Origin of the sequence: Ewingella americana ATCC 33852, from assembly GCF_000735345.1 — a bacterium.
Lineage (GTDB): Bacteria > Pseudomonadota > Gammaproteobacteria > Enterobacterales > Enterobacteriaceae > Ewingella > Ewingella americana.
The window spans coordinates 1-26,397 of the sequence record NZ_JMPJ01000051.1 but is presented as its reverse complement, the minus strand read 5'-3'; the positions used below and the strand labels follow the sequence as shown (position 1 = coordinate 26,397).

The 26,397-nt window shown below is 55.3% G+C and carries 23 protein-coding genes; 10 read left to right on the top strand and 13 right to left on the bottom strand.

Translation table 11 applies throughout. The features are described 5' to 3' along the window. Positions 1 to 98 precede the first annotated feature (98 nt). Positions 99 to 1,667, top strand: a complete 1,569-nt coding sequence (gene tyrR, locus GEAM_RS08755; RefSeq protein WP_034790644.1) for a transcriptional regulator TyrR — start codon at positions 99 to 101, stop codon at positions 1,665 to 1,667. Between the two features lie 82 nt (positions 1,668 to 1,749). Here tyrR and tpx read toward each other — a convergent pair whose 3' ends face one another. Continuing rightward, positions 1,750 to 2,253, bottom strand: a complete 504-nt coding sequence (gene tpx / locus GEAM_RS08750; protein ID WP_034790643.1) for a thiol peroxidase — start codon at positions 2,251 to 2,253, stop codon at positions 1,750 to 1,752. Positions 2,254 to 2,530: 277 nt separating this feature from the next. Between tpx and ycjG the strand changes: the two genes are divergently transcribed. Then, positions 2,531 to 3,511, top strand: coding sequence for an L-Ala-D/L-Glu epimerase (ycjG, locus tag GEAM_RS08745; RefSeq protein WP_034790641.1), 981 nt, complete (start codon positions 2,531 to 2,533; stop codon positions 3,509 to 3,511). Between the two features lie 4 nt (positions 3,512 to 3,515). Here ycjG and mpaA read toward each other — a convergent pair whose 3' ends face one another. Further along, positions 3,516 to 4,232, bottom strand: coding sequence for a murein tripeptide amidase MpaA (mpaA, locus tag GEAM_RS08740; protein ID WP_034790639.1), 717 nt, complete (start codon positions 4,230 to 4,232; stop codon positions 3,516 to 3,518). Between the two features lie 231 nt (positions 4,233 to 4,463). Between mpaA and GEAM_RS08735 the strand changes: the two genes are divergently transcribed. From GEAM_RS08735 to GEAM_RS08725, 3 genes are all read left to right on the top strand, one after another. After that, a complete protein-coding gene (locus GEAM_RS08735) occupies positions 4,464 to 6,098 on the top strand; it encodes an ABC transporter substrate-binding protein (RefSeq protein WP_034790637.1) in 1,635 nt (544 codons plus the stop codon). Positions 6,099 to 6,218: 120 nt separating this feature from the next. Next, entirely contained in the window at positions 6,219 to 6,602 is a 384-nt protein-coding gene (locus GEAM_RS08730) for a hypothetical protein (RefSeq protein WP_034790634.1), read from the top strand. A 174-nt stretch (positions 6,603 to 6,776) separates the two neighbouring features. Beyond that, positions 6,777 to 7,769, top strand: a complete 993-nt coding sequence (locus GEAM_RS08725; RefSeq protein WP_034790632.1) for a fatty acid desaturase — start codon at positions 6,777 to 6,779, stop codon at positions 7,767 to 7,769. A 63-nt stretch (positions 7,770 to 7,832) separates the two neighbouring features. On the opposite strand, the gene GEAM_RS08720 is transcribed toward GEAM_RS08725, so the two are convergent. The 6 genes from GEAM_RS08720 to GEAM_RS08695 all read right to left on the bottom strand — a co-directional run bounded on the left by GEAM_RS08720 (position 7,833) and on the right by GEAM_RS08695 (position 13,987). Next, on the bottom strand, positions 7,833 to 9,167 hold the full coding sequence (locus GEAM_RS08720) for an LLM class flavin-dependent oxidoreductase (RefSeq protein WP_034790630.1): 1,335 nt from the start codon (positions 9,165 to 9,167) through the stop codon (positions 7,833 to 7,835). A gap of 50 nt (positions 9,168 to 9,217) precedes the next feature. Further along, positions 9,218 to 10,117 carry an ABC transporter substrate-binding protein gene (locus tag GEAM_RS08715; RefSeq protein WP_034790628.1) on the bottom strand — a complete coding sequence of 300 codons (900 nt, stop codon included), beginning with the start codon at positions 10,115 to 10,117 and terminating at the stop codon, positions 9,218 to 9,220. 76 nt (positions 10,118 to 10,193) lie between these two features. After that, positions 10,194 to 10,862, bottom strand: coding sequence for an ABC transporter permease (locus GEAM_RS08710; RefSeq protein ID WP_034790626.1), 669 nt, complete (start codon positions 10,860 to 10,862; stop codon positions 10,194 to 10,196). Further along, entirely contained in the window at positions 10,862 to 11,491 is a 630-nt protein-coding gene (locus GEAM_RS08705) for an ABC transporter permease (protein ID WP_034790624.1), read from the bottom strand. The genes GEAM_RS08710 and GEAM_RS08705 overlap by 1 nt, the downstream gene beginning before the upstream one ends. Beyond that, positions 11,484 to 12,563, bottom strand: coding sequence for an ABC transporter ATP-binding protein (locus GEAM_RS08700; protein ID WP_034790622.1), 1,080 nt, complete (start codon positions 12,561 to 12,563; stop codon positions 11,484 to 11,486). The genes GEAM_RS08705 and GEAM_RS08700 overlap by 8 nt, the downstream gene beginning before the upstream one ends. Before the next feature lie 206 nt (positions 12,564 to 12,769). Beyond that, positions 12,770 to 13,987 carry an MFS transporter gene (locus tag GEAM_RS08695; protein ID WP_034790620.1) on the bottom strand — a complete coding sequence of 406 codons (1,218 nt, stop codon included), beginning with the start codon at positions 13,985 to 13,987 and terminating at the stop codon, positions 12,770 to 12,772. Between the two features lie 101 nt (positions 13,988 to 14,088). Between GEAM_RS08695 and GEAM_RS08690 the strand changes: the two genes are divergently transcribed. The 3 genes from GEAM_RS08690 (at position 14,089) to GEAM_RS08680 (ending at position 17,031) form a co-directional block, all read left to right on the top strand. Beyond that, entirely contained in the window at positions 14,089 to 15,024 is a 936-nt protein-coding gene (locus GEAM_RS08690) for a LysR family transcriptional regulator (protein WP_419471222.1), read from the top strand. Between the two features lie 44 nt (positions 15,025 to 15,068). After that, complete coding sequence (gene zntB, locus GEAM_RS08685) at positions 15,069 to 16,052, top strand: zinc transporter ZntB (protein WP_034790617.1); 984 nt, start codon at positions 15,069 to 15,071, stop codon at positions 16,050 to 16,052. Between the two features lie 295 nt (positions 16,053 to 16,347). Further along, on the top strand, positions 16,348 to 17,031 hold the full coding sequence (locus tag GEAM_RS08680; protein WP_034790615.1) for a hypothetical protein: 684 nt from the start codon (positions 16,348 to 16,350) through the stop codon (positions 17,029 to 17,031). A 73-nt stretch (positions 17,032 to 17,104) separates the two neighbouring features. Here the strand turns inward: GEAM_RS08680 and ttcA are convergent, their stop codons facing one another. The 3 genes from ttcA to GEAM_RS08665 all read right to left on the bottom strand — a co-directional run bounded on the left by ttcA (position 17,105) and on the right by GEAM_RS08665 (position 20,437). After that, positions 17,105 to 18,040 carry a tRNA 2-thiocytidine(32) synthetase TtcA gene (ttcA, locus tag GEAM_RS08675; protein ID WP_034790614.1) on the bottom strand — a complete coding sequence of 312 codons (936 nt, stop codon included), beginning with the start codon at positions 18,038 to 18,040 and terminating at the stop codon, positions 17,105 to 17,107. A gap of 540 nt (positions 18,041 to 18,580) precedes the next feature. Further along, complete coding sequence (locus GEAM_RS08670; RefSeq protein WP_034790613.1) at positions 18,581 to 18,865, bottom strand: hypothetical protein; 285 nt, start codon at positions 18,863 to 18,865, stop codon at positions 18,581 to 18,583. 429 nt (positions 18,866 to 19,294) lie between these two features. After that, positions 19,295 to 20,437, bottom strand: coding sequence for a trans-sulfuration enzyme family protein (locus GEAM_RS08665; RefSeq protein ID WP_034790611.1), 1,143 nt, complete (start codon positions 20,435 to 20,437; stop codon positions 19,295 to 19,297). Positions 20,438 to 20,541: 104 nt separating this feature from the next. On the opposite strand from GEAM_RS08665, the gene GEAM_RS08660 reads away from it, so the two are divergent. Beyond that, complete coding sequence (locus GEAM_RS08660) at positions 20,542 to 21,456, top strand: LysR substrate-binding domain-containing protein (RefSeq protein WP_034790610.1); 915 nt, start codon at positions 20,542 to 20,544, stop codon at positions 21,454 to 21,456. A 55-nt stretch (positions 21,457 to 21,511) separates the two neighbouring features. Here the strand turns inward: GEAM_RS08660 and GEAM_RS08655 are convergent, their stop codons facing one another. Continuing rightward, a complete protein-coding gene (locus tag GEAM_RS08655; protein ID WP_034790609.1) occupies positions 21,512 to 22,714 on the bottom strand; it encodes an NAD(P)/FAD-dependent oxidoreductase in 1,203 nt (400 codons plus the stop codon). A 221-nt stretch (positions 22,715 to 22,935) separates the two neighbouring features. Here GEAM_RS08655 and GEAM_RS08650 point away from each other — a divergent pair, with 221 nt between their 5' ends. Then, on the top strand, positions 22,936 to 23,448 hold the full coding sequence (locus GEAM_RS08650; protein WP_034790608.1) for an RrF2 family transcriptional regulator: 513 nt from the start codon (positions 22,936 to 22,938) through the stop codon (positions 23,446 to 23,448). 43 nt (positions 23,449 to 23,491) lie between these two features. On the opposite strand, the gene GEAM_RS08645 is transcribed toward GEAM_RS08650, so the two are convergent. Then, positions 23,492 to 25,993, bottom strand: a complete 2,502-nt coding sequence (locus GEAM_RS08645; RefSeq protein ID WP_034790607.1) for a heavy metal translocating P-type ATPase — start codon at positions 25,991 to 25,993, stop codon at positions 23,492 to 23,494. Between the last annotated feature and the right edge of the window lie 404 nt (positions 25,994 to 26,397).

Sequence of the window (26,397 nt, the reverse complement as noted above, 5' to 3'; positions counted from 1 at the left end):
TTCTGTCAACATTTTGTGACAGTCTCTTCTTCCGCTGTACTTGAGAGAGTATTATTCTCACCAGCGATTTCCGCACCGGCAGAAAAAGGTCAACACTGATGCGTCTGGAAGTTTTTTGCGAAGACCGCTTGGGTCTTGCCCGAGAGTTACTCGATTTATTGGTTCTGCGTAGCATTGATCTGCGCGGCATTGAGATTGCGGCCAGTGGTCGTATTTACCTTAATTTCTCCCAACTGGATTTTGACACTTTCCGCGCGTTGATGGCCGAGATCCGGCGCATCGACGGCGTCACCGATGTCCGCACCGTGGCATTTATGCCTTCCGAGCGCGAGCACCGTGCGCTGCGCGCCTTACTGGTTTCGATGCCAGAACCGGTTTTCTCCATCGACATGAAAGGCAAGGTTGATCTTGCCAACCCGGCCGCGCTGGCGCTGTTTGAAATGGACGAAGATAAAATTCGCCAACAGCCCGCCGCCAGCCTGATCACCGGCTACAACATCACTCGCTGGTTGGAAAGCGAATCCAGCCGTCCGCACTCCGAGCGCGTGGTGATCCGCAGTCAAGACTTCCTGATGGACCTGACGCCGATTGAGCTTAACGACGAGCAGCAGGCCAGCGAAATGGTCGGCTCGGTCGTAATGCTGAAATCCACGGCGCGCATGGGCCGCCAGCTGCAAGACTTAACCGTCAATGATGACAGCGAGTTTGACCACATCGTGGCGGTGAGCAGCAAAATGCGCCAAGTTTTGGATCAGGCACGCAAACTGGCGATGCTCGACGCGCCGCTGCTGATTGTCGGCGATACCGGCACCGGCAAAGATTTACTGGCCCACGCCTGCCATCTGCGCAGCGCGCGCGGCAAGAAGCCGTTCCTCGGCCTGAACTGCGCCTCACTGCCGGATGAAGTGGTGGAGAGCGAGCTGTTTGGTTACGCGGCGGGAGCTTACCCGAATGCGGTAGAAGGCAAAAAAGGCTTCTTCGAGCAGGCCAACGGCGGCTCGGTGCTGCTGGATGAAATCGGCGAAATGTCGCCGAGAATGCAAATCAAGCTGCTGCGCTTCCTCAATGACGGCACTTTCCGCCGCGTCGGCGAAGAGCATGAAGTGAAGGTGGATGTGCGCGTGATGTGTGCCACCCAGAAGAATCTGGTGGAGCTGGTACAGCGCGGCGAATTCCGCGAAGACCTCTATTATCGCCTCAACGTGCTGACCGTGACTCTGCCGCCGCTGCGCGAACGTCAGGCCGACGTGATGCCGCTGACCGAGCTGTTTGTGGCGCGCTTCTCCGACGAGCAGGGCATGCCGCGTCCGAAGCTCTCTTCACAGTTGGCGAACTACCTGACGCACTACGGTTGGCCGGGTAACGTGCGCCAATTGAAAAACGCCATTTACCGGGCGTTAACCCAGTTAGAAGGTGGCGAACTGCGCCCGCAGGACGTGATCCTGCCTGACTTTGATGCCGAAGTGGCACTGGGCGAAGAGGCGCTGAACGGCTCGCTGGATGACATCAGCAAGCGTTTCGAGCGTTCGGTGCTAACCCGGCTTTATCGCACTTATCCAAGTACCCGTAAGCTGGCGAAGCGTCTCGGCGTCTCTCATACCGCGATTGCCAACAAGCTGCGCGAATATGGCCTGAGCAGCCGCAAGCCCGACGGCAGCGACGAATAATCGCCGTGTTCAGGCTTTCAAATCATAAAAAAAGCCCTGCTGATGCAGGGCTTTGTCTTTTAACGCTTTGCGTCAGGACGGACTATTTCAGCACGGCCAGCGCAGCTTCGTAATTGGGTTCAGTAGTGATTTCATTCACCAGCTCGCTGTGCAGCACGTTGTCCTGACCATCCAGCACGATAACCGCACGAGCAGTCAGACCCGCAAGTGCGCCATCGGTGATTGCCACGCCGTAGTCATTCTTGAACTCGCCGCCGCGCAGGGTGGAGAGGGTAACCACGTTTGACAGACCTTCAGCGCCGCAGAAGCGAGACTGAGCAAATGGCAGGTCAGAAGAAATACACAGCACCACGGTGTTGTCTACTTCGCCAGCCAGCTGGTTGAATTTACGCACGGAAGCCGCACAAACGCCGGTATCAATGCTTGGGAAGATGTTCAGCACCTTGCGTTTACCGACAAAACTGCTCAGGCTGACATCAGAGAGATCTTTTGCGACTAAAGTAAAAGGCTTAACGGTATCGCCAGTTTTAGGGAGTTGGCCAGCAACGCTAACCGGGTTGCTCTGAAAATGTACTGTCTGGGTCATGATATTTTCCTTTGTACAGATGAGACAAACGGCCCTCAGTTTAGGATAACAATTGTGAATTGGATATATAAAGTTTGCTAATTAATTGTTTTCCTTCCCGAGTTTCGGGCCAAGCCGCGCGCGCTGTGCGCCATATCCCAAGTTACTGATCCAAATTAACTTCAGGTCATTTTGTGACTTGCTGAAAAGCGCCAATTTCAACTACTTTGGAAAAATGAACGCTGTGTTAAACCTTTGAGCATGGGCCGAAGGTGGCAGAGGAAAATCGGGAGCCGTTATGAGAAGTGTGCGCTTTTATCCAGAAGCCTGGCCGTTACACACGGCCTTTGTCATTTCACGCGGAAGTCGAACCGAGGCGAGGGTGGTCACGGTAGAAATAGAACAAAATGGCGTGCGCGGCGTCGGCGAATGCACCCCTTATCCACGCTATGGCGAAAGCGAAACCAGCGTGATGGAGCAGATCGCCAGCGCACTGCCCGCCATCGAACAGGGCGCCAGCCGCGACGAGCTCCAGCGCCTGCTGCCCGCCGGAGCCGCGCGTAACGCGCTGGACTGCGCGCTGTGGAATCTCGAGAGCCAGCTGACCGGGCGCTCATTGTGGGAGCTTACGGGCGTCGAGCCACTTACTTCCATCAGCATGGCCCAGACCCTGAGCGTGGATACGCCGGAGGCGATGGCCGCCGCGGCGCTGACTCACCAGAAGAATGGCGCAACCCTGCTGAAGGTGAAACTCGACGATCGCATGATTGCCGAGCGAATGGTGGCAATCCGCAGCGCGGTGCCGCACGCCACCCTGATCGTCGATGCCAACGAATCGTGGCAGAGCGAAGGGCTGGCGGCGCGCTGCCAACTGCTGGCGGACTTAGGCGTAATGATGCTCGAGCAGCCGTTGCCCGCCGGGCAGGACTCGGCGCTGGAGAACTTCATTCATCCGCTGCCAATTTGTGCCGATGAGAGCTGCCACACGCTGGAAGGGCTGGAGGCGCTGCAGGGTCGCTACGAGATGGTCAACATTAAACTGGATAAAACCGGAGGACTGACCGAAGCGCTAAGGCTGGCGTCAGGGGCTCATGCGCAGGGTTTCGACATCATGCTGGGCTGCATGCTCTGCACTTCGCGTGCGGTGCGCGCCGCGCTGCCGCTGGCCGCCGGAGCCAAGTTTGTCGACCTCGACGGCCCGACCTGGCTGGCGCAGGACGTCGAGCCGCCGCTGGCTTTCCACTGCGGCGTCATTGACCTCGCGGCTTCTAAGCAGTAAGCCATTAAGGCTCGTTCGCCGCGCCAGTGAGCAGGTCAATCAGCGCCTGCAAGTAGACCTCGCTGGCGTGGTCCGCTGACACCGGAGGGTACTCCGCCGTAATGCAGTGCAACCCCAAATCCTCACACCAACTGCCAAAAGAGCCCGGCGTGGCGTAACCCACGCTGGTCACCAGCGGCAGGCTGAAGGCGTTCGCCAGCCAAGCCCCCAGCGGCGAGGTGTGTGGGTCTTCAATGCAGGCCAGCGGCTCGTGAAACGTCACTACCCACTTAGGGGCCAGCCGATGAATCAAATGGCACAGCGCCTGCGTCTCCAGCTCTGACCCGGCCTTTTCTCCGGTCGACAACACCACGTCACGCTCCTGCGCCGCGCTGTTCCAGCGATAAACCGTGTCGCCGCTTTTCCAGTTGGCGCTAGGGAAGTTGCGATTGAGATCTACCCCGTTGGCATTGGCGCGCAGCCCCAACTGGCAGCCGTCAGGGTTCACCGCCAACACCACGTGATGGCGCAACTGCTCGGGTTTAATCGAACGCAGCGCGCAGGAGAGCGAGACCACGGCGGCGGTTTCATCGCCGTGAGTCCCCGCCAGAATCAGCCCGGTGCTGGCGTCAGGCTCTGCCGCCGGGAAGTAGATCAGCGGCGCGCCAAGCAGCGACTTGCCGAAGGGCAATCCAAGATTACTGAGTTTTCCGCGTTGCGGGCGGGGAACGAGGGCGCTCATAACAGTTCCGTTATTAGAGGTTTGAATAACTTTTTTTACCGCAGTTTGCCCGTTGAATGTAGTTTTATTGTCGACAGCAGGGCGCGAATCACCTTTTTTCTGCAAAGCGCGGCGGGTTGCCGAAGTTTTGTGCGCTAAGGCAAATCTGTAACGAATTTTTATAGGGTATGAATTCAATGAATGATACAAATCAGGAACATCAATAAATCAATTGCTTGTCGGGAGTCGACCATGCCTCAGGGAAAACAGTTTCACCTCTTCTCTTATTCGCTCTGCGCCGGTTTAGTGGCGCTGTCATTAGGAACCGCAACGGCTGCTCAGGTTCCGGCCGGAACCCAGTTGGCCGATAAGCAAGAAATTGTCCGCCATATTAAAGACGAGCCCGCCTCGCTGGACCCGACCAAGGTCATCGGCCTGCCTGAAGCGCAGGTGGTGCGCGACTTGTTCGAAGGGTTAGTCAATCAGGATGCCAACGGCAAAAGCGTGCCGGGCGTCGCCGAGAGCTGGCAAACGCAGGATAACCAGACTTTCGTCTTCAATCTGCGCAAAGACGCCCGCTGGTCAAACGGTGACCCTGTCACGGCCAAAGATTTCGTTTATAGCTGGCGCAGACTGGTGGACCCGAAAGGGCTGTCCACCGGCGCATGGTTTGCGGGCCTCGCCGGCATTCAAAACGCCGACGCTATTATTGCGGGCAAAATGCCGGTGGATAAGCTGGGCGTGACCGCCGTCAGCGACACCCAGCTGAAAGTACAGTTAGACCGCCCGGTGCCTTATTTCGTCAGCCTGCTGGCTAACTTCAGCCTGTTCCCGGTGCATCAGGCCACGGTTGAGAAGTATGGTGAAGACTGGACCAAGCCCGGCAATATGGTGGGTAACGGCGCATACGTGCTGAAAGACCGCGTGGTGAATGAAAAGCTGGTGCTCGAGCCAAATCCGCACTACTGGGACCACGCCCACACGGTGCTGACCAAAGTGACTTTTGTGCCGATTAACAAAGAGTCCAACGCCACCAAACGCTATCTGGCCGATGATATCGACATCACCGAGTCTTTCCCGAAAGACCAGTATCAGAAGCTGCTGAAGGACATTCCGGGGCAGGTTTACACCCCATTCCAGCTCGGCACTTACTACTACGCTTTCAACACCAAGCGCGCGCCGACCGATGACCCGCGCGTACGTCAGGCGCTGTCTTACAGCATCGACCGTAAAATCATTGCTGAGAAGGTGCTGGGCACTGGCGAGATCCCAGCCTGCCACTTCACGCCGGACGTCACCAACGGCTTCAAGCCGAGCAAAAGCATTCTCCAGCAATACTCGCAGGAAGAGCTGGACTCGCAGGCCAAAGGGCTGCTGGCCGCGGCGGGCTATGGCCCTAACAAGCCGCTCAAGCTCACCCTGCTGTACAACACCTCAGAGAGCCACCAGAAGATTGCTATCGCCGTGGCCTCAATGTGGAAGAAAACGCTGGGGGCCGACGTCAAGCTGGTCAATCAGGAGTGGAAAACCTACATCGACAGCCGCAACACCGGCAACTTCGACGTGATCCGCGCCTCGTGGGTCGGCGACTACAATGAGGCTTCCACCTTCTTGTCGCTGCTGACCTCAACCCACAACAGCAACATCAGCAAATTCAGCAACGCCGATTACGACAAAGCCGTCAGCGACGCCAGCCGTGAAACCAACGACGCGCGCCGCAACGACGACTACAACAAGGCCGAGCAGATCATCGCCGAACAAGCCCCGATCGCGCCGATCTACCAATACACCAACGGCCGCCTGATCAAGCCGTGGGTGAAGGGTTACCCAATTACCAACCCGGAAGACGTGGCTTACAGTCAAGAGATGTACATTATTAAGCACTGATTTGCGGCCTAAAAGGCCCACGCAGCCAACAAGAGCACCCTGTCGCGGAGGTGCTCTTTCTGTTGGTGGCGATGAACAAAGAGTGACGATGAACAAAAAACCATAAAACGGAGTAACAAGATGGATGAAGTGATTAAAGCCAAGCGCCCAATACTGGCGATGGTATTGGCGGTATTCTTGGTTTTAAAAATGCTTTCTGGCTGGGCATTTGTGATGAAGGCGACGGGGCCGACGGTGTATATCGTGGCGCTACAGCTGCTGATGGTGGCCTATGTGGTGTTTAAAATGAACACCCGCGGCGGCGGCGCAAAAGCCATTAACCTGCTGATGGGGCTGGTGGCGGTGGTGATCCTGTTAGATTTGTCGATTATCGGTATTATCTTCAGCGGCAAGTCGATCCCGAAAGAGTTCTACCCGCAAATGCTGGGTGCTGAGCTTATCTATATTCTGACCATTTTTTACCTCTATTTCTCGAAAAAGCTCAAAGCTTTTAAAGCCGCGTAATCGAGAATTCGCACAGATTTCTCCCGCTAATTTCACCCCCGTAAATCCATGCTTTTACGGGGGATTCTTCTAAGCAATTCAGTGACTAAGCTTAGCAATTCAAATCACTTGTGGTTTCACCTTGGCTGATTAATCTCTGGCTGATTAATTCATCACATTTGCCAGTGGATCATCATGAGTGGAAGGGCATCAGTTTATTTAAATGAGCAGCAGCGTGAGTCGGTGCAGGCGTTGCATCGCAGTTGGCTGTGGCGCACTGAGCTGCCGACCTGGCTGCTAATCATCACCATTTATAGCGGCTGGTTTGCCACCGTGGCTTACTGGCAGAGCTTGGGGCGGCTGCCCGCGACCCTACTGCTTATCTGGTTCAGCACCTGGTATATGTCTTTACAGCACGAGCTGCTGCACGGCCATCCGACCCGTTTCCCGCGACTGAACCAGCTGTTCGGCCTGCTGCCGTTTTCTATTTGGTACCCGTACGGCACCTATCGCGACCTGCACCTCAAGCACCATTTTGATGAAGATCTCACCGTGCCGGAAACCGATCCCGAGAGCTACTATTTTACCGAGCGCCGTTGGCACCATTTTAACGGCCTACAGCGCCAGCTGGTGCGGCTGCGTAACACCTTTCCGGGGCGATTGCTGTTAACGCCGCTGCTGACCATGCGCTTTACTTTCGTCAATATTTGGCAATCTTTCCGCTATCGTCGCCCGGCCTCGATGGTCATGTGGTCGGTGCATCTGCTGTTATTGATTCCGGTGCTGGGCTGGCTGGTGAAGCATGACTTTGGGGTGATTTACTATCTGTTGGCGGTGACTTGGCCGATGCTGGCGATGACCAAGGTGAGATCTTTCTTCGAACATCGCGCGGCGGAAGATCCCGAAGCCCGCACGGTGATCAACGAGGCAGGGTGGTTCTGGCGGCTGCTGTTCCTCAATCTCAATTATCACTCGGTGCATCACGATTTGCCGCGCGTGCCGTGGTACGGTCTGCCGCAGGTGTATCGCGCCAACAAGGCCGACTATTTGGCGCGCAATCAGGGCTTTTTGGTCAACGGCTATGGCGAGCTGATGCGTGAACACCTGATTAAACCCATCAAGGTGGAGATCAATACCTATTTCCCTCACGGGTGCGTTGAGCCGCGAGAAGAGGCGCAGAAGGAGTGAAGTGATTGAACTCCGGCAATAAAAAAGGCCCGTTTAGGGCCTTTTTGCTTTCTTACCGCCAGCTTACTGAGGTTTGGCGAACTGATTCACCACCGGCGGCAGCCCGAGCTTTTCACGCAGGGTTCCCGGCTGGTAGGCCTGTTTCATCACGCCACGGGCTTTCAGCAAGGGCGCGACCTGCTCGATAAAGTTGTCGAGATCGACCGGCAGGAAAGGGAACATCAGGTTGTAGCCATCGACGGCACCGGCGTGGAAAGCCTCGGTCAGCTTGTCGGCCACCTCTTCGGCAGTCCCCAGCACCAGCCAGCTGTCGGAGCTTTGCAGCAGCAGGCGGCCTAGCTCCAGCACGGTCAGCTTCTTGTCGTAGCCGCGAATGATGCTCAACGCGGTGCGCAGGCCATCAAAATCGTGCTCGTCCGGCAGCGGCGGCAGCGGGGCATGAGGATCGTACTCGCTGAGATCCATGCGCAGATAGGTGCTGAGCAGGTCCAGCGCCATCTGGTCATTCATCAGCGATTCGATCAGCCGCTGGCGCTGCTGTTTCTCTTCTTCACTGTTGACCACTACCGGCAGCACGCCGCCGAGGATTTTGAAATGCGCCGGCTCGCGGCCATTTTCCCGCAGGCGACGGTCCATGTCGGCGCGGTAAATCAGCCCTTTTTCGATATCACGCATAAACACAAAGTGAATTTCAGCCTGCGCGGCGGCCAGCTGTTTGCCTGATTCCGAAGAACCGGCCTGCACCACAATAGGGTGGCCCTGCGGCGGGCGAGGCAGGTTGAGCGGGCCGCGAACACGGAAGAATTCGCCTTCATGGTTCAACTGATGCACTTTCTGCGGATCGGTAAAATAGCCGCTCTGCTTGTCAATCAGCACCGCGTCGTCCTGCCACGAGTCCCAAAGTTTGCGCACCACCTCGATAAACTCGGCGGCGCGCTGGTAGCGGGTGTCATGCTTGGGCAACTGTTCTAAGCCGTAGTTGGCGGCTTCTTCTGGGAGCCACGAAGTGACCACGTTCCAGCTGGCGCGCCCTTCGCTGAGAAAGTCCAGCGAGGCAAAATAGCGCGCTAAATTGTAAGGCTCATTGTAGGAGGTAGAAGCCGTGGCCATCAGGCCAATATGCTCGGTCACCGCAGAGAGCGCGGCGAGCAGGGTTATGGGCTCCAGACGCGGGTTGGCGTAGTGGGCCATGCCGCTCGGCACGGTATCCCAGACGGCGACGTGGTCGGCGATGAAAATATTGTCCAGCGTGGCCGCCTCGGCTTTACGGGCGAGGTCGGCGAAATATTTTAGGGTGAAGATCTCTTTGCCCGGCGCATCGGGATGCCGCCACGAGAAGCGATAATCCCCCTGCGGGTTGAAGAAGAACAGATTGAAAATGGCGGTTTGTTGCGACATGTCGGCTACTCGCTGTGAAGATGAGGACCCTCCCTGGTCCGCGGACGGCGCTATTTCGCCGCCAGTTTGTCTTTAACCCACTGTTCGGCGACTTTGGCCGGATCTTTATGATCCACGTCGACCTGCTTGTTCAGTTGGATAATGTCTTGGGTGGTCAGGTGCGCGGAGACGTTATTCAGCACCTCTTCCACCTTCGGCGACACCGCGCCTTTGTGGATCAGCGGCACCAGATTCTGCGCAGGCTGCTCGTGTTTGTCGTCTTCCAGCACCACCCAGTTCTCCTTCGCCAAGTCGCCTTGGGTCGAGATGATGGTCGCCACGTCAATTTTGCGCGAATTGAGCGCCAGACGGCTCAGCGGCCCGGCGATATCCAGCGATTTGAAAGATTTGAATTTGATGCCATACACGCGTTCCAGACCCGGCAGGCCGAGGGCGCGGGTGGCGACTTCTGGCGGGCCGCCGACCACCAGCTCAGGGGCGACTTTGGCCAAATCAGACAGGGTTTTCAGGTTGTATTTCTTGGCGGTTTCCGCGCGCACCGCCCAAGCCGTAATAGAACTGGCCGGAGAGGCGTTGAGCAGCTGCAAGTCGGCGGGCAGCGTCTGCTTCAGCTCGTCAGAAACTTCCTGCTCGGTGGTGGCCTTGCTGCCGCCGTGGTAATAGTTGAGCAGCGCGCCAAGATACTCCGGCACCACGTCCAGCTCGCCGGTTTTCAGGGCTGGAATAATGATTTCGCGGTTACCCAAGTTCAGGCGCGTTTTGACCTCAATCCCTTGCTGCTTCAGGGCACTGGCATAGATGTTCGCCAGAATAGTTTGCTCGGAGTAGTTGGCCCCGCCGATAGTCACCGTCTCGGCCTGAGCCGCGAAGGCCGCGCTTGCCATCCCAGCGGCTAACAGACTCAGCCGGAAACCTTTACCTGTTGCGGACAACCAATTTTTTATCATCATCATTGTCTTCTCTTTTATGGGTGGATGTTGTTATGGATAGTGTTATGGATGCTTTTGTGGACCTAGGTGCAGGCAGCTAGCCCGCGTTAGACATCGAAAAATGCAGCCAGCGTTTGGCGACCAGCGACATCAGCAGCTCGCAGACAATCGCCAGCAGCGAAATCACCAATGAACCGGCCACGACTTGAGGAAAATCGCGCTGGCCCAGCCCGTCGATCAGAAAACGCCCCAGCCCGTCCAGCCCGGCGTAGGCGGCGACCACCGCCGTGGCGATCAACTGCAACAGCGAAGTGCGAATACCGGCGAAAATCAGCGGCATCGCCAGCGGGATGCGCACCTGCAACAGGCTCTGTAACGGCGTCATGCCCATGGCTTTGGCGGCATCGCACAGGGTTTGGTCAGCATTGCTGATGCCCACGTAGGTGTTGGTGAGCATCGGCGGGATGGCCAGCGCCACCAGCGCGATAAACACCGGCACGTCGGTGAAGCCAAATAGCATGATGCACAGCAGAATAATGCCCAGCGAAGGGAAGGCCTGACCGATGTTAAACAGGTTGATGACCAGAAAACCGCCGCGCTTCCAGTAGCCAAACAGGATGCCTAACGGCTGGGCGATCAGCACCGCAATCAGCAGACTGACCAGCACGTAATAGAGGTGCTGACCAAAGCGTTGCCAGATACCCAAGTCGCCGGACCAGTGGTCGGCCTGCAAGAACCAGTGCCAAGTTTCAATAATGATGCTCATCAGCGCGTCCACCCTGTCAGGCGATAGCCGAGATGGGTTATCGCAAAATCAAGCAGCAGCGACAGCACCAGACTGAGCAGTAGGCTCACCAGAATCGGCGTCAGGAAGTTTTGGTTAAAGCCGAGGATCATCAGCTGCCCCAAGCCACCTTGGCCAATCAGCGCGGTGACGATCACCAGCCCGACCAGCGTCACCGAGGCCACGCGCAGCCCGGCAAACAGGGAGGGCAGGATCAGGAAGATCTCGATATCGATAAAACGACCAAAGCGCGTATAGCCAAGGGCGCGGGCCGACTCCAGCACTTCGGCGGGTAATTTCTGCATTCCCGCCAGAACGTTACGCAGCAAAATCAGCAGCGAATAGAGGGTCAGGCCAATCACCGAGGTGGTCATCGACAGCCCGGTCCACGGCAACAGCAGGATAAACAGCGCCAGCGAGGGAATGGTAAACAGCACCCCGCTGACTGAAATCAGCGGGCCCGCCACCGCCGGCCAAGCGATAGAAACCAGTAGCATCAGCGCGGTAATGCCGGTGCCCAGCGCCAAAGAGAGCAGCACCATTTGCAGGTGTTGCAGCGTCAGTTCGCCAATCATCGCCGAATTATCGGTTAGCCACTGCCAGTCAATCATGGGTATGCAGCTCCTGATGATGGCTCAAGGCCTGACTCAGCAAGCTGGCGTCGATGGCTCCGGCATAGCTGCCGTCAGCCGTCACGCGCACTAACACGCCTTGCGGCACTTCCAGCAAATCGCTGTAGGCTTTGCGCAAAGAGTGATGCTGTTCGGCGACATGCACCGGGATCTGCTGGCCGTTCTCCTGCCAATAGAGCGGGCGGCGCTGGTTATCCAGCACCAGTGAGCGCGGCTGGCCGAGCAGAGGATGTCCACCTGCTAAAGGCTGCCCGCCCTGAGTCAGCAGCGGCACGTCGTGGTGCGGCAAGTCGCCGACGCGCATCATGCCAAGGCGTTTGAGGTTCGGTTCCGGGCCGATAAAGTCGCGGACAAAATCGCTGGCCGGGAAGGAGAGAATGTTGTCCGGCGTGTCGAACTGCGCCAAACGTCCTCCCTGTTGGAAGATGGCGATTCGGTCTCCCAGCCGAATCGCTTCATTGATGTCATGGGTGACCAGAATGATGGTTTTGTGCAGCCGTCCCTGAAGTTCCAACAGTTCGCCTTGCAGCTTATCTCTGACCACCGGATCAATGGCGGCGAAAGGCTCATCCATCAACAGCACGGGAGGATCGGCAGCCAGCGCGCGGGCAATGGACACACGACTCTGCTGCCCACCGGAGAGCTGGTGGGGGTAGCGTTTAAGCACAAAAGAGTCGAGGGACATCAGCGCCACCAGCTCGTCTATGCGGCGGGCGATGGTGCGTTTGTCCCAGCCAAGCAGGCGCGGCACGGTAGCGATGTTCTCCGCCACGGTGCGATGGGGGAACAGCGCCGGGCTTTGCATCACAAAACCGATTTTGCGCCGCACCTGAATAATGTCGGCAGTCGACAGTGGCTGGCCCTGAACATAAACCTCGCCGCTGTCAGGAATATCCAAGCGATTGATCATGCGCAGCGTGGTGGTTTTGCCACAACCGCTTGGCCCCACAAAAGTACAAAACTCGCCATCATTAATGGTGATACTCAGCGAGTGAATGGCGTGCTGGGCGTTGCCCGGATAGGTCTTATTAATATTTTCTAGTTGGATCATGATGCGTTTTAACGTCCCATACTGCCCAGCCGGTGTTTGAAAACTCAGGGATTTCCCTTAAGTTTCAGTGCGCTATTTCGGGCAGTATTGCAGAGTGGATCGCATTCACAAATCCATCATGGTTCTAAGGATTGCCAAAAAAAGGCTATATACCGAGATATATAGCCTTAGGGGTTTTTAGAATAAATGAGCTGGATTTTGAAGATTTAGCGGTGCAGGTGACGGCTTCTCATACGAACCACAAGACAGGCAGCAGCGGCCAGCGTTGCCACCAGCACCACGGCTGACCAGCCGCCGCTTTGCAGTGCGAAACTGCCCAGCGACGCACCCGCCGCCATGCCGATAAACATCATGGTGAACAGCACGGCGTTGAGCCTGCCGCGCGCCGCCGGTTCCAGCCCGAACACGATGCTCTGGTGCGACACCAGCGTGGCCTGCACGCCTAAATCAAAGCCGATGGCGCTCAGTACAATCAGCACCAGCTGGGCATGTGGAGTGAGTAGCGGCAGCAGGAACATAGCCGCGAACGACACCATAACCAGCCCGGAACCTAGCTGGGTGACTCGCGACGGCCCGGTTTTGTCGGCAATGGCTCCGGCCAGCGGGGCGGCCAAAGCGCCTGCGACTCCGGCCAAGCCAAAAGCTCCGGCTACCGCGCTGCCGAGGTGGTAAGTGTCATGCAGCATGATCGCAAGCGTAGACCAGAAGGCGCTGAACGCCATCGACAGCAGCCCCTGAGCAATCGCCGCGCGGCGCAGCGTCGGGTAGCGATGCCACAGGTGATACATGGACAGCAGCAGGGTGCTGTAGCTCAGGCGCGCGCCCGGCGTGAAGCGCGGCAGGACTCGCCACAGCGCAATGCCAATCAACGCGGTGCTGAACGCCGCCAGTTGGTACATCACCCGCCAGCCGAAATACTCGGCCACAAAGCCACTGACCACTCGCGACAGCAAAATCCCAATCAGGATGCCGGACATCACGGTGCCGACGGTCTTCCCCCGCTGGGCTTCCGGAGCCAGCGCCGCGGTGGCCGGAACAATGTCCTGCGCCATGGTGGCGGCAACGCCGGTCACCAGACTGGCGAACAGCAGGCCGTGAATGGAAGGCACGATGCTACACAGCAGCAGGGCCAGCGTTAAAAACAGGCTTTTTAACAGGATAATCGCCCGGCGGTCATAGCGGTCACCCAGCGGCAACAGCAATAAAATCCCCAGCGCGTAGCCTGCCTGCGTTAGCGTCGGGATCATGCCAATGCTGGTGGCCGTGGCGCCGATGCCTTGGCCCATCAGGCTCAGCATCGGTTGGCTGTAATAGATGGACGCCACCGCTAAACCACCGGCAGTGGCTAAGGTGAAGATCATTTTGGCCGACAGCGGCAAAGCCTCGGCGCCCGGCGAAGGGGCAATAAGCGAAGTATCAGACATGCTGTTTTTCTCAAAAGGAATTTGAGCGGCATTCTTAATGATTAGAAAGGTAAGTGGTAGCCAGCTAACAGGTAAAACTGTTATACACTTAACGTATGAACATGATGAATTCTGCCGGAACAGACCGTATAGACCTGATGCGAACATTTGTTCGTATCGTCGAGAGTGGAAATTTATCCGCCGCGGCCTTACAGCTTAATACTAGCCAGCCGACGGTGAGCCGCCGGTTGCAGGCGCTGGAGCGCATGCTCGGGGTGACCTTAATCCTACGTAGCACCCATGCCATGAAACTGACTGACGACGGCGAACGCTGCTACGAACAGGCCAAACAGCTGCTTGAACGCTGGGCGGCGCTGGAGGACGAGCTGCGGGTGTGCGACGCCGAGCCCGTCGGCAGGCTGCGAGTGCGCGCGCCTCACGCCTTCGGCCAGAATCAACTGATTGAGCCTCTGACTCGCTACCTACAACGCTATCCGCACGTCACCATTGACTGGATCCTGAATGACAATCGGCCAGACTTCATCGCTGAGGACGTGGACTGCGTTGTTCAGGTCGGGCATGACAATGATCCTTCGACCATCAAGGTGCTGCTGGCGGAGGTCCCACGTATTGTGGTCGCCGCACCGTCGCTGCTGGAAAAGCATCCGGTGAACCAGCTTGAGGAGCTGGCGCAGGCCCCTTGGGTTGCCTTGAACCTGTTTTATCGCAATGAAGTGGTATTGCGCCACGGCGTGGACGGCTCGATGCAGCACATTAATATCACGCCAAGAATGTCCACCGACAGCCTGAATGCCTTGCGCATGTCGGCACTCTCGGGGCTTGGCGTGGCAATGCTTTCGGCATGGATTGTGGCCGACGATCTGGCCTCCGGCAAGCTGGTCCACGTCTTGCCTGAATGGCAGGCCGTCGCGCTGCCGATCTATCTGGTTTATCCCTATTCCAGCTACTATCCGGCGCGGCTGCGCACCTTTATCGCCATGATCCGCGAGGTGGTACCGAAGTTTGCAGAAATAGCCATCCCCAACGGCGAGCGCTAGAATTACCAGCATAAAAGTCAATAAAGACAACAGCGAGGAATATCGTGGAAGTGATTAAGGGTAAAGAACTCCAAGTTTCTGATGCGGTATACGCCTACCAGCTCGACGGCAAAGGCGGCGTGAGTGAAATTAATACCCAGTCTGTCGCCAGTGACCAACAGCCTTGCTGGCTGCATCTGGATTACACGCTGCCCGCCAGCGAGCAGTGGATCAACAGCACGCCGGTCCTGCCTGATAACGTGCGTGAAGCGCTGGCGGGGGAAAGCATCCGGCCAAAAGTAGTGCGCATGGGCGAGGGGACGCTTATCACCCTGCGTAGCATCAATCTGAATGCCGATTCCAGACCCGATCAGCTGGTGACTATCCGCGTTTACCTCACTGACAAAATGATTGTCTCCACCCGTCATCGCAAAATCCTGTCGATGGATGAGCTGATTAACGACATGCAGCACGGCGCCGGACCGACCGACACTGGCAGCTGGCTGGTGGAGATGTGCGATGCGCTGACCGATCACACCAGTGATTTCATCGAAGACCTGCATGACAAAATTATCGATATCGAAGACGACCTGATGGACCAGCAGGTGCCAGAGCGCGGGCAGATGGCGTTATTGCGTAAGCAGTTGATTGTGCTGCGCCGCTATATGTCGCCGCAGCGCGACGTGTTCGCCCGTTTAGCCAGTGAGCGCCTGCCGTGGATGAATGACGACGAGCGCCGCCGCATGCAAGAGATTGCCGACAGGCTGGGGCGCGGATTAGATGATTTAGACGCTAACATCGCCCGCACCGCCGTGCTGGCAGATGAAATTGGCTCGCTGATGGCCGACGCGCTGAACCGCCGTACTTACACCATGTCGATGCTGGCGATGGTGTTTCTGCCGACCACCTTCCTCACCGGGCTGTTTGGGGTCAACCTCGGCGGTATACCCGGCAACACCTCGCCTTATGGCTTCGGTATTTTCTGCCTGTCATTGCTGGTTCTGGTGTTAGGCGTGGCGTGGTGGCTGAAGAAGAGTAAATGGCTGTAGTGCGAAGTGACTGAAAAAAGACAAAAAAAAGCCGGTCATAAGACCGGCGCTGTTCGAATTAAAGTGTACTCGCTTAATTCAAAAATAAGTAAATAAGACAATATGGAGCACAACGCCCATCGCTTGACGTTGCATTCACCTGCGAAATAGATACTGAACCTGTTGCGCTGGCCTTATGTTGATTTCGCTCAACCTTTTGGGGAGTTTTGCTGTCGTTTGATGATTTGTTGCTCAAACGGCGGCTTATGCGACTTTTTTACCGCGCAGGAAAACCATTACCGTGCAGGAAAACACCATGCAGTTGAAGGATGTTATTCATCAGGCTTATGAGAAGGTCACTAAAAATTCGCTAGAGCTGTGGGAAGCCAAGGCGGGCAGCGGCGCGCCGATTGAGACGCCTTTCTACCATCCCACGAAGCTGGCGATCTCCAGCGGCAACCGGCCGCATCTGTGTGATTCACTGTTAGAACTGCTGATGGCGCTCAATCAGGTGGCGCAGAGTGACCCGCTGGTGGACGTCAATCCGCCGCAGGGCGTGCATTTCAGCTTCTTCCCCATTACCCGCGACATCTACGACAACCCGCAAGATGTCGAGGGTATCGAGCAGTTACAGGCTATTTTCACCCAGCACTGCGCCAACCATGTGATGCATATCAGTCAACTGCGGCTGGTGGCGCTGCCCAATCAGATCCTGCTGGCGGGTATTCCAGATGAGCAAAGCCTGAAGGTGCGCCAATGGCTGGCCGATGCGTTGCTGGACTCGCCGTGGCGCGAGAAGGTCAGGGCGCGTTACCCGTCAGGGGATATCCCGCAGTTGTTTTGGCACAGTACCTTGATGCGCTACAGCGCCGACGTGGTGTCGCCACAGATCCGCGAAATGTTTAAACGCTTCCAACAGATAGATTTTGGCGAAGTCCAACTGCCGGTACAACTGGTGCTGTGCAGCTATAACTGGCAGCGGCTATTCACGCTTGCCTAGCGACAGGCATAAAAAAGCCCGCTTCAATACGAGGCGGGCGAATTCGAGTTACGGCTATTTTTATGGCTTAGAATTACTTAATTTCTAGCACGTGCAGGCGCTCAATCGGCGCGGCGTTCTCATCTTCTTCCGGCTGCCAGCCGACTGGCTGCATCGGGATATCTTCACGGTCAAAGGCCAAATCACCGCCGTCGACCACTTCATCACCATGTTTAATGCCTTTAAAATCAAACAGGCTGGTGTCGTTTAGGTGTGAAGGCACCACGTTTTGCATCGCGCTGAACATGGTTTCGATACGGCCCGGATACTTCTTGTCCCAGTCCTTCAACATGTCGCCAATCACCTGACGTTGCAGGTTCGGCTGCGAGCCGCACAGGTTACAAGGGATGATTGGGTATTCGCGCGCAATGGCAAAACGCTCGATATCTTTTTCGCGGCAGTAGGCCAGCGGGCGAATAACGATGTGTTTGCCGTCGTCGCTCATCAGTTTTGGTGGCATACCTTTCAGCTTGCCGCCGTAGAACATGTTGAGGAACAGGGTCTGCAAGATGTCATCGCGGTGGTGGCCAAGGGCAATCTTGGTACAGCCCAATTCGGTGGCGGTGCGATACAAAATGCCGCGACGCAGACGAGAGCAGAGTGAGCAGGTGGTTTTGCCCTCTGGGATCTTATCCTTGACGATAGAGTAGGTGTCTTCGGTGACAATCTTGTATTCCACACCCTGCTGCTCAAGGTACTCAGGAAGAATGTGCGCCGGGAAGCCCGGTTGTTTCTGGTCGAGGTTCACCGCGATCAGCTCAAAATTCACCGGCGCGCTCTGCTGCAAATTGCGCAGAATATCCAGCATGGTATAGCTGTCCTTACCGCCGGACAGGCAAACCATAATGCGATCGCCTTCCTCAATCATACCGAAATCCGCAATCGCCTTACCGACATCACGGCGCAGACGCTTTTGCAGCTTGTTGAGGTTGTACTGTTCTTTCTTGTTGGCAGTTGCGTTATCTAACATATTATTTTGTGACCGATTCGTTCATGGGCAGCACAGGCCAAACGCCTATCCCGCGAGATTCTGGTTATGCATCACGCATAAGTGTGCCGCGTATAATACGGATTACCTCGACGAATGTCAGCGCGTTTTGTAGCAGCAGCGATGAAAGGTCGAAGAAATAGGTCATCCGACTTCCATGTGACGTTTTCATAACTAGAGGAAAAACATTAGGTAAAGGTGTTTGATGAGCTTTAGTTAAAATGTAGTAAGAACTAAATGGGAAAATTGGCGAAAAATCGCAACAATATATGCAGAAATTTAAATATTTTGCTATCTGGTAACTTTAAGGCGATTACATATCTGTAAGCATAAAATGTGATTGACACTATTATAAATAATGGGTTTGTTTTTAACTTCCTTTTTTGTCTTGGAGGGTGTCAGTTGGTTTTTATTATGAGTTTTAAATGCTTGATAAATATGCAAGGTGAGAGATAGTCCCCCTTAATGCTAATGAATTATTAGTCATAAATAATAAGGAAGACTGTTTTTTAATTAAGGGTTTTATAACCTTATTTGTTTTTTTGGCCCCCTGGTTACCCCTGGCCTAAGATGTTTTCGTAAGGCATTTTTTTGCAAAGTGGCTGTCAGGCTTTTTCTCAGATCTATGTTCCTTTTCAAAAGAGATTTTTTAATCTCCACAGGATGTTTTATGGATTCTTTGAAAATTCGGATCAGCTTCTTCTTCAGTTTAGTGCCTCTGTGAGAAAAAATTTCATGTCTATCATTACTTTGTATTTCTTGATAAATACTATCTAACTCACGATTTAACTCTTCAGCTCTTATCATTTCTAAATCCTAATAGTGAAAGTTATTTAGGTCGAAGATTTTTTTAATTCGTTTCGGTTATGTAGATAAAGATTGAATTTATGATTTATGCAGAGTAAAAAACACTAAAATGTTCACGAAGAATTAGTGTGTGGTTAAGTCTTGCTACAATTGGCATTATTGGTTTTAGTCGTTAAGTGAATACCTCAAATGATCAATATAAAAATATCCGTCAGGCAATAATATAAATTTCTTACTGCAGTGAATTTTTGGTAAAAGATTAATTCAATGGTTATTATTTAATTTGAGTTATGATAGCATCATTAATCTAGGTTATCATGTTTTTTAAATGTGTCAAATTTCAATTTAAATACCCAATACTAATATGCCATGCTCCTTGTCAGCATTTGCACTAAAACTCGTTGAAAGATACTCAATAATCCCCCCAAACTATCTCCCCCAAGTCAATAACGCCTGTTTTAAATCACTGATCAGCAGGTCGGGATCTTCTAGCCCGATAGACAATCGCACGATGGCTTCTTGGGTTGGAGTGAAGGCTCGCGCTTGCTGCTCGCTGGCGGGGTAGTAGGCAATCAGACTGTGGGTTCCGCCCCAGCTGGCGCCGATGGGGAAGTATTTTAGGGCTTTGAAAAAGGCGCTGAGTGCCGCCTGATCTTCTTTTCTGAAAGTAAAGGAGAGCAGGCAGCCGTTGCCGGTAAGCTGCTTGTTCCATAAATCGTGGCCGGGATCGCTTTCCAGCGCGGGGAAGAGTACTCGGCCAATCTGTGGCTGTTCAGCCAAGAACTGGGCGATTTTTAATGCGGAATTGCTTTGATGCTGCAATCGCAGCGGGAAAGTTTCCAGACCGCGCATCACCAGAAAACAGTCCTCGGGGCTGGTGCTGAGGCCCATGATGCTTTGCGTCTCGCGCAGCACGGCGTAATCCTCGGAGCTATTGAGGCTGACCGCCCCCATGAGCAGGTCCGAATGCCCGCCGAACATCTTGGTGGCGGCTTCAATCGACAGATCTACTCCGTGATCTAGCGGGCGGAAGAACAGCGGGCTGGCCCACGTGTTATCCAGCATGGTTTTCACCCCGTGCTTTTTCGCCACCGCCACGATGGCGTCCACGTCCTGCATCTCCATAGTCACTGTGCCGGGAGATTCCATGCAGATCATCCGCGTGTTAGGGCGAATCAGCGCCTCAATTCCAGCGTCAATGGTCGGCGGGTAAAACTCCACCTCGACCGCCATCTGGGCCAGCCAGTTGCGGGCGAAAGTCTTGAGTGCACCGTAGCAGGAGTCGGAAATCAGCAAATGGTCCCCGCCGCGAACAAACGCCATCACCGAGAGCATCAGCGCGGCTTGCCCGGACGGAACCACCACGCAGTGGTTGGCGTTTTCCAGCGCGGCAATGCGTCGCTCCAGCTCCCGTGCCGTCGGGGTGCCGGTAATGCCGTAGCTAAAGCCATCGGGCTGGCGCTCTTTGCGCGCAGCAAATTCTTCGAAGGAGTCGAAAACCACGGTAGAAGCCCGCCACACTGTGGGAGAAAGGCTGGAGAATTTGTGTGAAGTGGCGTTTTTATCGCGCATGTAGGGCCTCAAATCTGGGGAGAAGTCCAACGATTTTCAGCGATACTTTCTTCAGCAACAATAGCTATAATTATTTACCCTATAAGCACAGGTTATAGACTGCGATGTACCGTGAAATAGAAATTTTCCGCTCGGTGATGCTCACAGGTAGCACCAGCCGCGCCGCCGAAAAGCTCAATATCTCCCAGCCCGCGGTGAGTCAGGCTATTCGCAAGTTGGAGGAAGGGGCGGGCCTAAAGCTGTTTGCGCGGGTGCGCGGCAGGCTATTGCCCACTCAAGAAGCTACCGCGCTGATGGTCGACGTCGATCAGCATTTTATCGGCATGGAGGCTATTGCCCATCGCCTGCGCTCGCTGAGCGAGCAGGGGCTGGGGAGGCTCAATATTGCGGCTTACCCGGCACTGGGTAACCTGTTTATGCCACGCGCGATTGCTCGATTTAACGCGGCGCAGCGCAATGTGCAGATTGCCCTTAAAGTGCTGAGTTCGCGCGAGGTCTACCAGCAAGTGATGGCTGGACAGGTCGATTTTGGCCTCATGGCCGACGAAATCCCACCCGACGGACTAGAGTATTCGCGCTTTCTGCACGCCGAGGCGGTGGTAGTGATGGCAAAAGGCCATCCACTGGCGGCGAAAAAACTGATCCATCCCAAGGACTTAGCAAACACTGATTTTCTGGCGTTGAACTCCGAAGACAGCAGCCGATTGCAGCTTGATGAGCTGATGAAGCTGCATGGCGTGGAGTTGCAGGTCAGGGTGGAGACACCATATTCACTGAGCATTTGCGAAATGGCGCGGCTGGGGCTGGGCGTGGGGCTGATTAATCCGATTGTGGCCTACGACTTTCTGCACACCGATCTGGTGATCCGCCCCTTTAGCGAAGCCGTCTACTTTTCCGGCTTAATGATTTTTCGACCGGGAAAACCCTTGTCGGAGAATGCTCGGGAGTTTATGCGCACGCTGCGCATCCAGTTAGATAAAGATTTGAAAAGCATGGAGCAGGCTTCCCCCGCAAAGTAGGGAGAAGCCCTTTTTAGTGCTTTTGAGCAATATCAGCGCTGTAGTTCTGCGCTAACTAGACAAAGGGCGCCAGAGGGTCTGCTGCCGCGAAGGCGCTGTCACGCTCGGCTTTCGGCGGGTAAATCAGCTCATTGGTGATAGAGACTTTGATTTTCTTCGCCTCTTCGCGGACAAATTTCACCTGTTGATCCCATCCTTCGGTGAATACTGCGCCCCAACTGCCCAAATCGAGGCAGGTGACGTAATTTTCCTGACGATAGGGTAGCTGCGCAATGTCGATGAGACTGGCCACGACATTATTGCCAGCGAATTTACCCAATTGAATCGCATGCTGACATGTCATCAACGCCGTATTACCCAGCGTGTCTGTTGCCGCATTGGCGACATCGCCAGTGGCATAAACGCCTGATAATCCAACAACCTGTAGATTCTCATCCACATACAAACGTCCCTGATTATCGCGCTTAGCGTCAAGCTGCTCGGTCAATGGGTTGGCTTGCACGCCAACAGTCCAGACCACGGTTGAAGAGGCAATATGGCTGCCGTCACTCAAGGTCACACCCGTCTCATCAATGGATGAAACCTCCGCATTTAATCGCCATTCAATGCCCAATTCTTGCGAAGCTTGGGCTATTACCTCGCGTAGTGCCTGACTGTAGCGGCCACCAATCATTGATCCTCGCTCAACTACGATTACTTTAGTCTGCGTATCCTCACCAAACAGCGCTTTGAGACGAGAGGGTAACTCGGTGGCCAGTTCAATGCCGGTAAAGCCACCGCCACAAACCACCAGAGTATTGCGCTGTGGTGAGTCTGGTTGCAGGGGCAAGTTCTGTAAATGTTTTTCGAAGACTTTCGCTGATTCAAGTTGATCAATATCGAAGGCGAACTGATCGGCTCCAACCACGTTGAATCGCTTTGCATTGCTGCCGGTTGCCAGCACTAAACGATCGTAAGAGAGAGAAGTTAGTTGGCCTTGCTCATCGCGATACAAGACTTTTTTCTCTTTATCATCAATGGATTCTGCGTTTCCTGCAATAAACTCAACGCCGGTTGAGGCAAACAGTGGCGCAAGCGGAGAGACCAGCGAAGCGACATTGTTCTCATAGAATCGTGGCCGCACGCGCAGTTCAGGTTGGGGAGCGAGCACCTGAATGTTGATGTCATCGCGCTGATGTAAATGGGCTAAGCGCGCAGCACTCACCGCTGCCCACATTCCAGCAAAACCACTGCCGACGATAAGGATTCGTTGCTTCATTTTTTGTCCCTTTAAGTTTCTGGTCACACATCTGGATTAACTGCGACTATACTTGTCGTACTTAACTCCGACAAGTATTTTCGTAGTTGAAAAGCAGGGTCAAAGAGTTTTGTTTATAATTAATTGATAATTAATAAGTATTTATTTTGTCGATCATGTGCGTGTTTTTGTGGCAGGGAATATCTGTATAATGACTCAGACTTAATGGTGCGGAGTTCAATATGGCGTTTTACAGTTCTGGCGTGGAGTATGGCATCCATAGTTTGGTGTGCATGGTGGATACCAAAGGGGATGATCGCGAAATGAATGTTCGGGAACTGGCTGAATTGCAAGGGGTTCCTTATGACTATTTGGCGAAAATATTCACCCGCCTTTCCCGCGCAGGGCTGGTGGTCAGCAGTGAAGGTAAGGGGGGCGGTTTTAGTTTAGCCCGTGCTGCGGAATTAATCACTACGTTGGACATCGTGCAGGCCATTGATGGTCCTAAATCGATGTTTGAGTGCAAAGAAGTGCGTCAGCGTTTGGCCGTATTCGGCGAAGAGCCGCCAAGCTGGGTCTGTGACGGCCCGTGTGGTATTAGAGCGGTGATGGACAGTGCGCAGCAGCGGATGGAGGAAGAGCTTTCTCGCCACACTATTTTGGATCTGGCTCGCAAAACTTACCGCAAAGCGCCAGACACCTTTGCTATTGAAGTACAAGACTGGATTGATGGCCGAAGACATGGCCAAGGATAATGAGTGAACAAGAAGCCCTGCCAGTCAGGGCTTCTTGAACCACTTAGTTGTTGTTACTTTCCACTGTCATCGGCGCGCGGAAGCTTTTCAGCCGTAACGCGTTGCCGAGCACAAACACGCTGGAAAGCGCCATCGCGGCGGCGGCAAAGATAGGCGACAACAGTGTGCCGTTGAACGGGTAGAGCGCGCCCGCCGCGACTGGGATCAGCACCACGTTATAGGCAAATGCCCAGAACAGGTTCTGCTTGATGTTGCGAATGGTGGCCTGACTGAGCGCGATAGCATTTGGCACGCCGCGCAGGTCGCCGGACATCAACACCACGTCGGCTGCCTCAATGGCGACATCGGTGCCGGTGCCAATCGCCAGACCAACGTCGGCCTCGGCCAGCGCCGGGGCGTCATTGATACCATCGCCGACAAATGCCACGCGCGCGCCTCCGGTGCGAAACTGCTTCAGCGCGGCGACTTTGCCGTCCGGCAGCACTTCCGCCGCCACTTCATCAATCCCCAGTTGTTTAGCGATGGCTGCCGCAGTAGCCGCGTTGTCACCGGTGATCATCGCCACTTTCAGGCCCAGCGCGTGCAGGGCTTTAATCGCCTCCGGCGTGCTCTCCTTGATAGGGTCAGCGACGGCAATCACTGCCGCTAAACGGCCATCAATGGCGGCGTACAGCGGGCTTTTCCCCTGTTCACCAAGGCGCGTTGCGGTGGACTGAAAGCTCGCCACGTCCAGCCCCAATTGAGTCATAAATCGGTCAGCGCCGACGGAAACGCTGCGACCCTCCACCTTGGCGGAGACACCAAAGCCCGGCGTCGCCTCGAAGCTCTCTATCGCAGCCAGCTTGATATCACGCTGCTTAGCGGCGGCGACGATGGCTTCGGCAATCGGGTGCTCGGAGCGCGTTTCTACCGCGGCGACCAGCGCCAGCACCTCGTCATAGGCAAAACCTTCGGCTGGCTCCAAGTCGGTCAGCTCTGGGCGGCCTTTGGTCAGCGTGCCGGTTTTGTCGAGAGCGATCACGCTGACGTCGCGCAATGCCTGCAAGGCTTCCCCTTTGCGGAACAGCACGCCCAACTCAGCCGCTCGACCTGTGCCGACCATGATAGAGGTCGGCGTTGCCAGCCCCATGGCACAAGGGCAGGCGATGATCAGCACTGCGACGGCATTGACCAGCGCGAAGGTCAGGGCAGGCGTCGGGCCGAGGAGCAACCAGAGCAGGAAGGTAACCAGCGCCGCCGCCATTACCGCCGGAACAAACCACATGGTGACTTTATCGACCAACGCCTGAATCGGCAGTTTCGAGCCTTGCGCTTCCTCAACCAGACGGATGATTTGCGCCAGCACGGTATTGGAGCCGACCTTGGTGACGCGGAAACTAAAGGCCCCGGTTTTGTTGATCGTGCCGCCAACCACTTCGGCTCCGGCATTTTTCGACACCGGCACGGGTTCGCCGGTGATCATGCTTTCATCGACATAAGAGGAGCCTTCTACCACTTGGCCATCGACCGGGATCTTCTCGCCCGGACGCACCAGCACGATGTCGCCAGTGGTCACCTGATCGAGAGGGATTTCCAGCGTTTCGCCCTGACGTTCGACCCGCGCCGTTTTGGCTTGCAGACCGACTAAACGTTTAATGGCCTGTGAAGTGCGGCCTTTGGCGCGAGCCTCGAGAGTGCGTCCAAGCAGGATCAGCGTGACAATTACCGTGGCGGCTTCGAAATAGACGTTCGCCGTGCCCTGCGGCAGAATGTGCGGCACAAAGGTCGCAATCACCGAGTAGCCGTAAGCCGCCGCCGTACCCACCGAAACCAGCGAGTTCATGTCCGGGCCAGCACGTAGCAGCGCCGGAACCCCTTTGCGGAAGAAGCGCAGCCCCGGCCCAAACAGCACCAGCGTGGCGAGCACAAATTGCAGATACCAGCTGTTCTGCTCGCCAATAGTGGTCATCACCCAGTGGTGCATCGGCGGGATCAGGTGCGAGCCCATCTCAAGGATAAATACCGGCAGGGTAAGCACGAAGGCAATTAGCAGCGAGCGGCGCAGCGATTTGGCTTCGTTTTCACGGCGTTCACTATCTTGGTCAGCCGAATCGGACGTTTCATCCGACAAGCGATGGGATTTATAGCCCGCCTGTTCGACGGCATTTTCAAGGTCGCGAATGCTCACCACGCCCGCCAGATGGCGCACCTGTGCGCGTTCGGTCGCCAGATTAACATTCGCCTCCAGCACTCCCGGAAGTTTGCGGAAAGCCTTTTCAACTCGCCCAACGCAGGAGGCACAAGTCATCTCTTCGATAGCCAGCTCGGTGGTTTCTTCACGAACGTCATAACCCGCGTTCTCAATCGCTTTGATCGCCGCCTGCGGATCCGGCTGCCCGCTAAAGGTAATATCAGCACGTTCAGTGGCCAGATTCACTGCCGCAGTTTCCACGCCGGGCACGGCCTTTAACGCCCGCTCAACGCGGCCAACGCAGGAGGCGCAGGTCATCCCTTCGACCGGCAAACTCAGACGCGTGGATAGGGTGGAGCTCGATGGAAGAGCCATGATGTTACTCCTTGAACATGATGTGTTGCAGGAAGCTTAGACCTTCCAGTCAGGGGAAGGTCAAGAGTTTGTTTTGGGCTGCCGCCCAAACTGGCCTTGAGGTCAAGGTTGTGCGCTGCCGCCACACCGGCTTTAAGGTCAAAACCGTGGGCTCGCCGCCCACACTGACCTCAAGGTCGAAACCGTGGGCTCGCCGCCCACACTGGCCTTAAGGTCAAAACCTTGCGTTGCCACGCAAACTGGCCCAAAGGGTTTTAAACGAAACCCTTTGGAATCCTGCGTTTTTTGTTTTTGTAAGATCGAGGCTTCGCAGGGTTGGAATGGACATGTTTCAGTGGCCGTAGCGATCGTCGCGAAGTGCCGCCGCTTAGGCGGTTCCCTCGCAGCGGGATTCCAACCCGCGC